Consider the following 12,265-nt stretch of genomic DNA (forward strand, 5'->3'; position numbering starts at 1 on the left):
ATGGTCGGGATCGTCATCATCTCCCACAGCCGGACGCTCGCCGAGGGCGTAGCCGAGGTCGCCCGCGCCATGGGCGTCGGCAAGGCCGTCGTGGAACCCGCCGGCGGCGACTCCGAAGGACGGCTCGGGACGAGCATCGACCTCGTCGAGCAGGCGGTCGCCGCGGTCGACGACGGGGACGGGGTCGTGCTGCTCGCCGACCTCGGCAGCTCCGTGCTGACCGCCAAGATGCTCATCGAGGACGCCGAGGGCGAGGACGTCCTGCTCGCGGACGCCCCGCTGGTCGAGGGCGCGGTCGCCGCCGCGTCCATGGCGGCGACCGGTGCGGACCTCGCCGCCGTCCACGCCGCGGCCGAATCCGCCCGCGACCACCGCAAGACCGCCTGAACCCCCGCGGCCGGGCCGGAGCCGAAGCGCACCGGCCCGGCCGCGGCAGCGCTCTGGACACGGCGCCTTCGCCGCTCCGGGCGGAGCGTTTCAGGGCGTGGCGTCGGGGCCTTCGAGGAGCGTGCCGAGGACGGACGCGACTCCCGCGGTGGGGTCGCCCCGGACCTCGTACACGCGCGGCTCCCCGCCCGCCCCGAACTCCTCCGCACCGTCCCCGGTCACGGTGATCCGGTACGCGGGCAGGTCGGCGCCGATCTCGCCCTGGGCGCCGCGGGCGTGCTCTGCGGCGAGGGCGCCGACCGCGTCCCGCACGCGGTCGGCCTGGCCGGCGGGGAGGGTCTCGGTGTCGTACTGCGCGACGACGGCGCTGTAGCCGGTGAAACCGCCCGTGCTCTCGATCGTCACGCGCATGCCGCGCACCTTCCCGTCGACTCGTCCGCTCTCCGCTCTCTACCCGATCCCCGGGCTCCTACTTGAAGGCGCTGCGCAGCTCCTCCAGCCCGCTCCGGAGGATGTCATCGTCCTCCAGCGAGCCGCCCTGTGCCAGTTTCTCGGCGGAGACGGCCTGGTACTCGGGCATCTGCATCGTCCCGCAGCAGCGCGACCTGTCCTGGCCGGCGAGCAGGCTGGCCGAGTGCTCGTCGTGCGGCTCGACGCGGGTGACGTCCTGCCCGTCCCCGGTGTAGGCGGCCTCGGTCATCGCCATCTGCCCGCTCATGAGGTCGCGCAGCGGCGTCGCCGCCGTCGTGATCTCCCGGACGGCGAACCGGTTGCGGATGAACGTCCGGTAGACCGCCGGGTCGCCGCGGCTCGCCGAGGCCTCCAGCATCTTGTTCGCCACGTCCACGTACCGCGCCCCGGTCGCCGGGGACGCCGCGATCGCGTCGAACACGAGCTTGCACAGCGCGGACGCCGTCTCGATCAGCACGACCGTGGCGCCCTTCGTGCGCTGCTGCCGGCTCAGCTCGAACGTGTAGACGTCCGCGAGGATGTCGTAGATCGCGCCGGTGAACACCTGCGAGATGGCGTGCACCTCGTTGCCGACCTCGCTGAGCTTGAGGTCGTTGTCGGCGTTGCGGAGCCCGGACGCCATGCCGAGCGCCTTGCCGAACTCCTCCGCCAGCTCCGTCAGGAACGACTTGTCGTGCAGGTTCGCCTTGGTGAGGGCGACCAGCGCCTCCGCCTGGTCCGGTTGCGCGAGGGCCAGGAAGATCGCCGTGATGTCGCCGAACGCCTCGTGCAGGCCGCCGGTCTGCGGCGGGTTGTCCGCCGACAGCCAGCCGGGCTTGAGGCCGTCCAGGACCGCGTGGCCCGTCTCGTGCGCGACGATGTCGAAGGACTGGCACGTGAAGAGCACGTTCGACGCCGGCTGCCCCTGCGGCGTGAAGAAGAGGAACTTCAGCGCCTTGGCCGTCCGCGTGTAGAACGCGTTCGCGCCCTCGCCCGCGTGCGGGAACACGGTGATGCGCTCGGTGTTGCCCCCGACGTTCCACGCGAACGGGATCGGGACCCCGCCGTTGTGCCGCTCGTACATGGCCATCGTCTCCCGGACGACGGCGAACGTGTGCGCGCAGTCGAACTGGGGGGTCCCGGGGGTGAAGACGAAGTCGCCGTTGATGTTGCGCGCGACCGGGGTGACGCCTTGCAACTCGGTCTGGACGCGCACGTCCGTCGGGCCGTTCAGGACCACGGTCGGGATGAAGGTCAACCGGGCGCCCAGCGTCGTGACGGACGGGTCCTGCTTGTAGATGAGGAACCTGTGCCCGGGCTGTGCCGGCACCGGGACCGGCACCGGACGCGGGACGGGGCGCGCATGCGGCTGGGCCGCCCCCTGCGCGACCTGGGCCGCCCGCCCGGGCCACTGCGCGGGCACGACGGCCTCGGCGTTCCCGTTGTCCCGCCTCGTCTGGAGTTCCTGCTGGTGGATCTTCATCAGCGCCACCTTCCCCCTGTGACAATGCGCGAGTCCCTGCTGACTCTGCGCCGCCGGATGCGGACGCGCGGGGATGCGGTACGGGGCCTTGCACTCCGGGATCTGGCCGGGGCACGCCGGCCCGACCGGTGTCCGCTCCAATTCCAACGTCCGCCGGAACGCGAGATCGAGTCAACCCGCTGCGCCCAAAAGACGGCCCATCTGTCCACATGCTGCCTTCGGCCCCTTGATCGAGGTCAACGGCGGTATCGGCCGCACGCGGGCCGGGCCCGGCCGGGCCGGAGGCGGGCGGGGGCCGGGCGGGCGCCGCGCCGCCGGGGTCGGCGGACGCGCCGAAAACGTCCGCCCGGCGCCGTAGACTCGCACGTGATGTCGAAGACCGAAGCCCACCCCTTGCTCGACGGCCTGAACCCGCAGCAGCGCGCTGCCGTCGTGCACTCCGGTGGCCCCCTGCTGATCGTCGCCGGTGCCGGCTCGGGCAAGACCCGGGTGCTCACCCACCGCATCGCCCACCTGCTCGGCGAGCGGGACGTGCACCCCGGCCAGATCCTCGCGATCACCTTCACCAACAAGGCGGCCGCCGAGATGAAGGAGCGGGTGGACGCCCTCGTCGGGCCGCGCTCGCGGGCCATGTGGGTGATGACGTTCCACTCCGCGTGCGTGCGGATCCTGCGCCGCGAGGCCAAGCGCCTCGGCTTCCCCACGAGCTTCTCGATCTACGACCAGGCCGACGCGAACCGGTTGATGGCGCTCGTCTGCCGCGAGCTCGACCTCGATCCCAAGCGCTACCCGCCGAAGTCGTTCAGCGCCCAGGTCTCCAACCTGAAGAACGAGCTGATCGACTACGAGACCTTCAAAGCGCGGGCTTCCACGCACATGGAGCAGACGCTCGCCGAGGCCTACGAGATGTACCAGGCGCGGCTCCAGCAGGCCGGCGCCATGGACTTCGACGACCTGATCATGATGACGGTCAACCTGCTGCAGGTCTTCCCGGAGGCCGCCGAGCACTACCGGCGCCGGTTCCGGCACGTCCTCGTCGACGAGTACCAGGACACCAACCACGCGCAGTACGAGCTCGTCCGGGAGCTGACCGCGCCGGTCGAGGGCGTCGGGGCCGCCGAGCTCTGCGTCGTCGGCGACGCCGACCAGTCGATCTACGCGTTCCGCGGGGCGACCATCCGCAACATCCTGGAGTTCGAGCGCGACTACCCGCAGGCCACCACGATCCTGCTGGAGCAGAACTACCGCTCCACGCAGACGATCCTGTCCGCGGCCAACGCCGTCATCGAGCGCAACGCCGACCGCAAGCCCAAGAAGCTCTGGTCCGACCAGGGCGAGGGCCACAAGATCATCGGTTATGTGGCCGACAACGAGCACGACGAGGCCGCGTTCGTCGCCCGCGAGGTCGACCGGCTCACCGACGACGGCGAGGCCCGCCCCGGCGATGTCGCCATCTTCTACCGCACCAACGCGCAGTCCCGTGTCTTCGAAGAGGTCTTCATCCGGGTCGGGCTTCCGTACAAGGTCGTCGGCGGCGTCCGGTTCTACGAGCGCAAGGAGATCCGCGACGCGCTCGCCTACCTGCGCTGCCTCGCCAACCCCGAGGACACCGTCTCCCTGCGCCGCATCCTGAACGTCCCCAAGCGGGGCATCGGCGACCGCGCCGAGGCCTGCGTCGAGGCGTACGCGTCCCGCGAGCGCGTCTCGTTCTGGCAGGCCCTCCGGACGCCCGAGGACGTCCCCGGCATGGCGACCCGCTCGATCAACGCCGTCCGCGACTTCGTCGCCCTGCTGGACGAGCTGCGCGCCGCCGCCGAGTCGCTCGCCCCCGCCGACCTGATCGCCGAGGTGCTGAAGGCCAGCGGCTACCTCGCCGAACTCCAGGCCTCCAAGGACCCGCAGGACGAGACCCGCGTCGAGAACCTCCAGGAACTCGAGGCCGTGGCCCGCGAGTTCGAGGAGCGCCTCGACGGCGAGTCCGCCGAGGGGCGCCTTCCCGAGTTCCTCGAGCAGGTGGCCCTGGTCGCCGACGCCGACTCCATTCCCGGCGGCGCGAAGGGCGGCCCCGTCCCGCCGGGCGAGCAGCCCGAAGAGAGCGAGCACGGCGTCGTCACCCTGATGACCCTGCACACCGCGAAGGGCCTCGAATTCCCCGTCGTCTTCCTCACCGGAATGGAGGACGGCGTCTTCCCCCACCTGCGCGCCATGAGCAACCCCAAGGAACTCGAAGAGGAACGCCGCCTGGCCTACGTCGGCATCACGCGCGCCCGGCAGCGCCTCTACGTCTCCCGGGCCACGATGCGCAGTTCGTGGGGAGCGCCGCAGGTCAACCCGCCGTCCCGCTTCCTCGGCGAGGTCCCGAAGTCACTCGTCGAGTGGGAGCGCGAGGCGTCGTCCACGTCCGGTTCCGCCATGTCGCGGATGGCGGAGCGCCCTGGGGTCCGCTCGCCGGGGAACCGCCCCGTCCCGTCCCTTTCGCCGGGCGACAAGGTCACCCACGACGCCTTCGGGCTGGGCACGGTCGTCTCCGTCTACGACAAGGGCGAGAAGGCCAGCGTCGATTTCGGCGGCGACTACGGCGTCCGCACCCTCGTCCTGCGTTTCGCCACCATCGAAAAGCTCTGAGCACGCCTCCGCCAGCGCCGGTACCCGTGCCGCGCTGAAGCCCGTCCTCGCCGGCCGCCCTCCCGCGGGTCCCGCCCGGTCGACGGCCGGCCGAGACTTGGAATGATCTTGCATTTTTGCAATTTCTGTCCAAGGATGGGAGGGAGAACCTGATGCGCCGCCTCCTCATCGGAGCCCCGTGAACGACACCACCGGCCATGTGACCGACGCCCCGTTCCTCTACGACAGGAGCGGGCACCGCTACGCGATCACCGATCGGCGCTGGCGGGGTGAGGACGGTTCGCCCCTCGCGCTCAGCCCGGTGCCCGGGCCCGCACCCGACCGGATCGACACGGGCGAGCGCTCCCTCTGGCGCTACCAGGCCGCGATCCCGGTCTCCCCCCGGCACCGGGTGAGCCTCGGAGAGGGCCTCACCCCCATGCCGCCGCTGGACTGGGACGGGCGCCGCGTTCACTTCAAGCTCGAATGGTTCAACCCCACCTCCAGCTTCAAGGACCGGGGGGTCGCGGTGATGGTCTCCCATCTGCGCGGGCAGCGGCAGACGCGGGTCCTCGAGGACAGTTCCGGCAACGGCGGCTCCTCGGTCGCCGCCTACGCGGCCGCCGCCGGGATGGACGCGAAGATCATCGTTCCCGCGGCGACGTCCGCCGCCAAGATCTTGCAGGCGCGCGCGTACGGCGCCCGGATCGAACTCGTCGAGGGCACCCGCGAACAGGTGGCCGACGAGGCGATCCGCCAGTCCGAGCGGATCCCCTACGCCAGCCACAACTGGCACCCGTTCTTCCTCCAGGGCACCAAGACGATCGCCTACGAGATGTGGGAGTCGCTCGGGTTCAGGGCACCGGACAACGTCGTGCTCGTCGCGGGCGCGGGCAGCAACGTCCTCGGCTGCGACATCGCGTTCGGCGAACTGCTCGACGGGGGCCGGATCGACCGGCTCCCCAGACTTCTGGTCGGCCAACCGGAGCACTGGGCCGCCATCGCGGACACGGTGAACGGGATCGACCCGGGGAGCCGCGGACCGCGGGTGCCGACGATCGCGGAGGGGGCGTCCATCGCCGCCCCGGTCCGGCTCCGGGAGGCCGTCGAGGCGATCCGCCGCTCGGGCGGGGCGGCGGTGGCGGTCACGGACGACCAGATCCACACGGCCGTGCGCAAGCTCGCCTCGCGCGGACTGTACGCCGAGCCCACCAGCGGCGTCGCCGCGGCGGCCCTCGACCACTTCCTGGCCGACGGCACCATCGGCCCCGGCGAGACCACCGTCGTCGTCCTCACCGGCGCCGGACTCAAATCCGCGGAGAAGATGGCCGCGGTGTTCGGCGCCGACGGCGCCCCGCACGGACGGAGCCGCGCGTGACCTCCGAGGACCCCGACGAGCACCTCCTCCTCGAAGCTGAGAAGATCGCGATCGCGATCGGGCGCATGTTCCCCGGCCTCTGCGAGGTGGTCCTGCACGACCTGCGCCGCCCGGAGCACGCGATCCGCGTCATCGAGAACAACCTGTCGGGCCGCGGTGTGGGAGACTCCGCCACCGAGCTGGGGCTGCGCCGGATCGCCGACCCGGAGTACGCGAGCGTGATCCAGAACTATCCCAACCGGTTCCCGGACGGCCGCCCGGTCAAGAGCACGTCCATCGGGATCAAGAACGCCCAGGGCCGCTACGTCGGGGCGCTCTGCCTGAACCTCGACGTGTCGACCCTCTCCCCTCTCACGCTCACCTTGGCCAACCTGGTGGCGACCGAGGCCGGGCACCGGGAGGAGCCGCTGGAGACCTTGCGGAACCGCACGGATCGGGAGCTGCGCGAACTCGTCGAGACGTTCGCCGCCGAACGAGCCGCCGCGCCGCGCGCGCTCGACCGCGCCGCGAAGAAGGAACTCGTCCGGCGGCTGCACCGCGGCGGCTACTTCGCCACCAGGGGTTCCACCGAGGCCATCGCCGACCTGCTGGGAGTCTCCCGGAGCACCGTCTACAACTACGCCAGGCGGCCCTGACCCCGGCCGCCCGGCTCGGAGACGCCCACGCCGCCGTCGAGGTCCCGGCCCCGGGACTGTCGTGAGACGGCCCGTCAGGAGCCGGCGCCGGTGGCGCGGGCGTAGCGGGCGGCGAGAGTGCGCAGGTGGTCGGCCAGTTCGGGGTTCGCGGTCTCGTCGATCCGGAAGTCGGCGTCCAGCATGCCGAGGTAGACGGTGAGCATGGCCGGATCGTCGGAGCCGGCCTCCATGACGCAGGTGCCGTCGCCGGCGGGTTCGACGATGATGCCCGCGGGCACCCGGGCCGCGATCTCGGCGGCCGGCGCGTTCACGACCACCCGCGCGCGGTAGGCCCACATCGCCCGGGCGAGGCCGGATGAGATACGAGCCGCGACGTCCTCGTCCGGCATGTCCCGAGGCGTGAACCGGGGTCCGTTCGGCGGGCGCGGGACGACGCGGTCGGCGCGGAAGGTCCGCCAGTCGTCCCGCTCCAGGTCCCAGGCCAGGAGGTACCAGCGGCGGCCGGAGGCGGCGAGGCGGTGGGGCTCGACCACGCGGGGCCCGGCGGCGCCGCCGTGGGTGCGGTAGTCGAAGCGCAGGCGCTCGTGGTCGCGGCACGCGGCGGCGATCGCGGTCAGCACGGCCGCGTCCACGGGCGGCTCCGAGCCGGGCAGCGCGACCGTCGTGGAGGCGAGCGCGGCGACCCGGTGCCGGAGCCGGGACGGCAGGAGGCGCTCCAGCTTGGCGAGGGCGCGGACCGAGCTCTCCTCGATGCCGGAGACCGCGCCGCTCGCCGCCGTCCGGAGCCCGATCGCCACCGCGACCGCCTCGTCGTCGTCGAACAGCAGGGGCGGCAGCACGGCGGCCGCGCCGAGCCGGTAGCCGCCTCCGACGCCCGGGGCCGCCTCCACCGGATACCCGAGCTCGCGCAGCCGCTCGATGTCGTTGCGGACGGTCCGGGTGGTGACGGCGAGGCGTTCGGCCAGCTCGGGACCGCTCCAGTCGCGCCGGGCTTGGAGGAGCGACAGCAGGCGGAGCAGCCGGACGGAGGTTCGCATCATTTCTCCATCCTGCCCCGGATCGCGGAACGATCTGTTCCGCATTCCGGCCTAGCGTGCCTGCCATGACGAACGAGATCCGCCCCTTCCGCATCGACATCCCCGCGGCCGAGATCGAGGGCCTGCGGGCCCGGGTCTCCGCGACGCGCTGGCCGGCGGCCGCCGGGGGTGACGGCTGGGACCGGGGCGTCCCCGCCGGATACCTCAGGGGGCTCGCCGAGTACTGGGCCACCGGTTTCGACTGGCGTGCCGAGGAGGCGGCCCTGAACGAGGTCCCGCAGTTCAGGACGGAGATCGACGGCCAGACGATCCACTTCTTCCACGCGCGGTCGCCGGAGCCGGGCGCGCTGCCGATCGTCCTCACGCACGGCTGGCCCAGTTCACCGGTCGAGTTCATGAAGGCCGTCGGGCCGCTGACCGACCCCCGTTCCCATGGCGGCGACCCTGGCGACGCCTTCCACGTCGTCCTCCCCTCGCTGCCGGGCTACGGCTTCTCCAACCCGATCGGCGAGGCGGGCTTCAACCTGTTCGGCGTCGCGCGGATGTGGGCGGAACTGATGCGCCGCCTCGGATACGAGCGGTACGTCGCGCAGGGAACGGACGTCGGGTCGGGCGTCGCCGGGATGCTGCCGATGGTCGACCCGGAGCGCGTCGCCGGCGTCCATCTGTCCGGGACGGGTGCGGCCCCGCCGTTCGGGCCCGCCCTCGATCCGGCGGGGTTCTCCGGAGCCGAGCGGGACCGGGCCCAGCGGTTCAACAGGTTCAGGGAGGAGGGGATCGGCTACCTGGTCCTGCAGTCGACCCGTCCGCAGACCCTGGCGTACTCGCTGAACGACTCGCCGGTCGGTCAGCTCGCCTGGATCGTGGAGAAGTTCCACGAGTGGACGGACCCGGCGATCGACCTCCCCGACGCGGCGGTGGACCGGGACCAGCTCCTCGCCAACGTGAGCCTCTACTGGTTCACGGGCTCCGGGGCCTCCACCGCGCACGCCGTCCACGACGGCATGCGGGCGTGGAAGGCGTTCGCGGCGCAGGAGAGCGGGCCCCCGCCGAAGTCGGATGCCCCGGTCGGGGTCGCCGTCTTCGCCGCGGACACCACCATCCGTTCCCTCATGGATCCGGACGGCGCCATCGAGCACTGGTCGGAGTACGGCGAGGGAGGCCACTTCGCGGCCATGGAGGTGCCGAACCTCCTGGTCGAGGACGTCCGGCTCTTCAGCCGTTCGCTTCGGTGAGGGCGGCCGCGCCGGGGTGGCGCCGCGCCGCCGCCCCGGTCCGCGGGACGTGCCCTCGGGGCTTGGCTCGGAAGGCGCGGCGGTAGGCGCCCGGTGTCGTGCCCAGGGTGTTGAGGAAGCGCCTGCGGAGGTTGGTGGCCGAGGAGAGCCCGACGCGCCTGGCGATGGCGTCCAAGGGGAGGTCGGAGGACTCCAGCAGGTCCTGTGCCGCGGCGATGCGCCGGGTGAGCAGCCACTGCCCCGGGCTGGTGCCGAGCTGCTCCGCGAACCGGCGGGCGAGGGTGCGCGTGGAGACGCCCGCGTGCGCGGCCATGCTCTCGATCGTCACCGGTTCGCCGAGCCTCCGGGCGATCCAGTCCAGCAGGGGCGCCAGCGTGCCGTCGACCTGGGCGGGGTGCGGCGGCGCCGAGTACTGCAGCTGGCCGCCCTCGCGGTGGGGCGGCATGACCATGGTCCGCGCGACGTGGGCGGCGTACCGGGCGCCCTGGTCCGCGCGGATCAGGTGCATGCACAGGTCGATGCCGGCTCCGGCTCCGGCGCTGGTGGCGACGTCACCGTGGTCCACGTACAGGACGTCCGGGTCGACCTGGACGTGCGGGAAACGCGTGGCGAGCTCGTTCGCCAGGCCCCAGTGGGTGGTCGCCTTCCGCCCGTCCAGGAGACCGGCGTGCGCCAGCGCGAAGGCGCCGGAGCAGATGCTGACCACGCGGGCGCCTCGGGAGTGCGCGCGGCGCAGGGCTCGGACGACCGCGGGCGACGGCGGCGCCCCGGCCGGGAGCCAGCCCGGAACGATCACGGTGTCGGCCGTGCCGAGCGCGTCCAGCCCACCGGTCACGAGCATGTCGTACCCGGCCAGCGTCGCGACCGGGCCGGGGCGCTCGGTGCACACCCCGAAGGCGTACCGGACCGGGAGCCCGGCCCGTTCGATGCCGAACATCTGGGCCGCGCAGCCGAGTTCGAAGGTCGACTGGGGTGGGCGTACGAGTGCCACCACGCGATGCATGGCATGAAAGTACCGCAGCATGTCTTTCCTGACACTCGGCCGGACGGGGCACCGGTGGCCAGGCTGGTCCCCATGACGACAGAACAGAGCGCGCCCGGCTATGTGTGGTCCGCCGTCCAGGACGCTCCGGTCCGCGAAGTCTTCCCCGGCATCCGGCTGCGGCCGCTGTGGGAGGGGGACGGCGGCGCGAAGGCCTTCGTCCTGGAGATGGACCCGGACACATGCTGGGAAGGAGTCGACGTCCACGAACCGGGGCCCGAGGAGGTCTTCGTGGTCTCCGGAACCTTCAACGACGGCGACCGGGACTACCCCGCCGGTTCCTTCATCCACGCCGCAGCGGGCACTTCCCACGTCCCGCAGACGTCGACCGGCTGCACCCTCTTCCTCTTCTTCCCGGAGGGCTGAGCCCGCCGCCGAGCATTCAGGGGCGGACGGCGCTCACGAGCCACACGGAGCCGCGGATGCGGACGCCGGCCGGGGTCTCGTAGGCCGCGAGCGCCGCCTGGAGTTCCCGGCGGACGCGGGTGACGGCGGTCTGGTCAGCGTCCTCGAGGTTGTAGCGGACGGGACCCTGGCCGAGGATGAAGTCCGCGGCGTCGCGGGCGTCGCGGCCGTAGTCCATCGGCGCGTGGACGGGTCGCGTGTCGACGTCCGTCAGGCCCGCCTGGCCCAGCACCTGGCGGATGCGGGCGGGGTCGGACAGCGAACCCATGCCGCGGGCCGCGGGTGAGGGACGGCGCATCAGCGGCGCGAGAGCGGCGGTGGCCCTGGCGTACTCGCTGTCGGGGCCGCCGGCCTGCGGGACGATGAACACCATCCGGCCGCCGGGCCGCAGCGCGCGGGCGATGTTGGCGAAGGCGGCGACGGGGTCGGAGAAGAACATCACGCCGCCGCGGCTGACGACGACGTCGAAGCGGCCCTCCTCGAAGGGGTGGGCCTCGGCGTCGGCCTGGTCGAACCGCGCGTTGGCGATGCCCTGCCCGGCCGCGTCCGCGCGGGCACGGGTCACCATGGGCTCGGAGATGTCGACGCCGACCGCCTGCGCCGCCCGGCGCGCGGCCAGCAGGGTCAGCTGTCCGGTACCGCATCCGATGTCCAGGACGCTCTCGTCGCCGCCGATCGCGGCGAGATCCAGGAGCGGCTGGTTGAAGCCGCCCATCATCGCGTCGTACCGCGGGGCGTCGTCGGCCCAGGCCGATCCCTCCCACCCGTTCCACGCCTCGGCCTGCTGAACGTTGACGACCGTGTCCATCTCGTCCCCTTCGCTCGAAGTTTCTAGATGTCAACTTTAGTGATGGACTCTAGAGATATACTCCCGCCATGGAGACCGTCAAGCGGCCGGACAAGCGGGCCGAGCGCTCCCGCCGCACCCGGGGGAAGATCGTCGAAGCGGCGCGGGAGTTGTTCGTCGCGCAGGGCTACGGGGCGACGAGCCTGCAGGAGGTCGCCGACCGGGCGGGGGTGGCCGTCCAGACGGTGTACTTCGTCTTCGGCAACAAGCGCGCGCTGTTCAAGGACGTCGTCGACGCGTCGATCGCGGGGGACGCCGAACCGGTCGCCACCATGGAGCGGGAGTGGTTCCGCGCCGCGTGCGCCGCGCCCACCGCGGCCGGCCAGCTGCGCGCGCACGTGCGCGGCACCGGCGACATCCTCGGCCGGGTCGCCCCGATCACGTCGATGATCGCGGCCGCCGGGGCCGCCGACCCGCAGATCGCCGCGCAGTGGCCGGACGGCCCCGACCCGCGCTACACCGTGCATCGCGCCGCGGCCGAGGCGCTGGTCTCCAAGCCCGGCGCCCGCCCCGGCGTCTCCGCCGGGATGGCCGCCGACCTGCTGTTCGGCCTGCTCAGCCCGCAGCTGTACCTGCTCTTCGTCCAGGACCGCGGCTGGACGCCGCGGGCCTGGGAGGACTGGGCCCGCACCACCCTGACCGCCCAGCTGTGCGGCTGAGCCTTCCAGGAGGCTGACCGCCCGCTCCTTGCCCACCCGCTGCTTGCCCGCCCGCTCCTTGCTCGGCCGCACCGCGGACGGGCCACGTCGGTGAAATGGCGGG

General features: G+C 72.5%; 12 protein-coding genes. 7 read left to right on the top strand and 5 right to left on the bottom strand.

Going from position 1 to position 12,265, the window contains the following annotated elements; all coding sequences use genetic code 11:
* Positions 1-387, top strand: a complete 387-nt coding sequence (dhaM, locus tag FKD65_RS29235; protein WP_141580820.1) for a dihydroxyacetone kinase phosphoryl donor subunit DhaM — start codon at positions 1-3, stop codon at positions 385-387.
* 90 nt (positions 388-477) lie between these two features.
* Here the strand turns inward: dhaM and FKD65_RS29240 are convergent, their stop codons facing one another.
* Positions 478-798, bottom strand: a complete 321-nt coding sequence (locus FKD65_RS29240; RefSeq protein WP_141580822.1) for a protealysin inhibitor emfourin — start codon at positions 796-798, stop codon at positions 478-480.
* Positions 799-856: 58 nt separating this feature from the next.
* Positions 857-2,320, bottom strand: a complete 1,464-nt coding sequence (locus tag FKD65_RS29245; protein ID WP_141580824.1) for a hypothetical protein — start codon at positions 2,318-2,320, stop codon at positions 857-859.
* A gap of 369 nt (positions 2,321-2,689) precedes the next feature.
* Here FKD65_RS29245 and pcrA point away from each other — a divergent pair, with 369 nt between their 5' ends.
* The 3 genes from pcrA to FKD65_RS29260 all read left to right on the top strand — a co-directional run bounded on the left by pcrA (position 2,690) and on the right by FKD65_RS29260 (position 6,937).
* The gene (pcrA, locus tag FKD65_RS29250; RefSeq protein ID WP_205718284.1) at positions 2,690-4,945 is read left to right on the top strand and encodes a DNA helicase PcrA; all 2,256 of its coding nucleotides are present in this window, start codon (positions 2,690-2,692) and stop codon (positions 4,943-4,945) included.
* Positions 4,946-5,123: 178 nt separating this feature from the next.
* Entirely contained in the window at positions 5,124-6,302 is a 1,179-nt protein-coding gene (locus FKD65_RS29255) for a threonine synthase (protein WP_141580826.1), read from the top strand.
* The gene (locus tag FKD65_RS29260; RefSeq protein WP_141580828.1) at positions 6,299-6,937 is read left to right on the top strand and encodes a transcriptional regulator; all 639 of its coding nucleotides are present in this window, start codon (positions 6,299-6,301) and stop codon (positions 6,935-6,937) included. Before FKD65_RS29255 ends, FKD65_RS29260 begins: the two co-directional genes overlap by 4 nt.
* Positions 6,938-7,011: 74 nt before the next feature.
* Here the strand turns inward: FKD65_RS29260 and FKD65_RS29265 are convergent, their stop codons facing one another.
* On the bottom strand, positions 7,012-7,977 hold the full coding sequence (locus tag FKD65_RS29265; protein WP_141580830.1) for a YafY family protein: 966 nt from the start codon (positions 7,975-7,977) through the stop codon (positions 7,012-7,014).
* 62 nt (positions 7,978-8,039) lie between these two features.
* Between FKD65_RS29265 and FKD65_RS29270 the strand changes: the two genes are divergently transcribed.
* A complete protein-coding gene (locus FKD65_RS29270; RefSeq protein WP_141580832.1) occupies positions 8,040-9,209 on the top strand; it encodes an epoxide hydrolase family protein in 1,170 nt (389 codons plus the stop codon).
* On the opposite strand, the gene FKD65_RS29275 is transcribed toward FKD65_RS29270, so the two are convergent.
* Positions 9,190-10,212 (bottom strand): GlxA family transcriptional regulator, encoded by a 1,023-nt coding sequence (locus FKD65_RS29275; RefSeq protein WP_141580834.1) that lies wholly within the window; start codon positions 10,210-10,212, stop codon positions 9,190-9,192. The genes FKD65_RS29270 and FKD65_RS29275 overlap by 20 nt on opposite strands.
* Before the next feature lie 72 nt (positions 10,213-10,284).
* On the opposite strand from FKD65_RS29275, the gene FKD65_RS29280 reads away from it, so the two are divergent.
* Positions 10,285-10,617 (top strand): cupin domain-containing protein, encoded by a 333-nt coding sequence (locus FKD65_RS29280; RefSeq protein WP_141580837.1) that lies wholly within the window; start codon positions 10,285-10,287, stop codon positions 10,615-10,617.
* A gap of 16 nt (positions 10,618-10,633) precedes the next feature.
* On the opposite strand, the gene FKD65_RS29285 is transcribed toward FKD65_RS29280, so the two are convergent.
* Entirely contained in the window at positions 10,634-11,464 is an 831-nt protein-coding gene (locus FKD65_RS29285) for a class I SAM-dependent methyltransferase (protein WP_141580839.1), read from the bottom strand.
* Positions 11,465-11,532: 68 nt separating this feature from the next.
* Between FKD65_RS29285 and FKD65_RS29290 the strand changes: the two genes are divergently transcribed.
* Positions 11,533-12,162, top strand: a complete 630-nt coding sequence (locus tag FKD65_RS29290) for a TetR/AcrR family transcriptional regulator (protein ID WP_141580841.1) — start codon at positions 11,533-11,535, stop codon at positions 12,160-12,162.
* Positions 12,163-12,265: the final 103 nt, after the last annotated feature.

This window comes from Actinomadura sp. WMMA1423, assembly GCF_006547145.1.
Classification (GTDB): Bacteria; Actinomycetota; Actinomycetes; order Streptosporangiales; family Streptosporangiaceae; genus Spirillospora.

Coding starts and splice junctions, on each gene's coding strand:
- FKD65_RS29240 (WP_141580822.1), bottom strand. CDS start 798: ATGCGCGTGACGATCGAGAGCACGGGCGGTTTCACCGGCTACAGCGCC.
- FKD65_RS29285 (WP_141580839.1), bottom strand. CDS start 11,464: ATGGACACGGTCGTCAACGTTCAGCAGGCCGAGGCGTGGAACGGGTGG.
- FKD65_RS29270 (WP_141580832.1), top strand. CDS start 8,040: ATGACGAACGAGATCCGCCCCTTCCGCATCGACATCCCCGCGGCCGAG.
- pcrA (WP_205718284.1), top strand. CDS start 2,690: ATGTCGAAGACCGAAGCCCACCCCTTGCTCGACGGCCTGAACCCGCAG.
- dhaM (WP_141580820.1), top strand. CDS start 1: ATGGTCGGGATCGTCATCATCTCCCACAGCCGGACGCTCGCCGAGGGC.
- FKD65_RS29245 (WP_141580824.1), bottom strand. CDS start 2,320: ATGAAGATCCACCAGCAGGAACTCCAGACGAGGCGGGACAACGGGAAC.
- FKD65_RS29280 (WP_141580837.1), top strand. CDS start 10,285: ATGACGACAGAACAGAGCGCGCCCGGCTATGTGTGGTCCGCCGTCCAG.
- FKD65_RS29275 (WP_141580834.1), bottom strand. CDS start 10,212: ATGCATCGCGTGGTGGCACTCGTACGCCCACCCCAGTCGACCTTCGAA.
- FKD65_RS29290 (WP_141580841.1), top strand. CDS start 11,533: ATGGAGACCGTCAAGCGGCCGGACAAGCGGGCCGAGCGCTCCCGCCGC.
- FKD65_RS29265 (WP_141580830.1), bottom strand. CDS start 7,977: ATGATGCGAACCTCCGTCCGGCTGCTCCGCCTGCTGTCGCTCCTCCAA.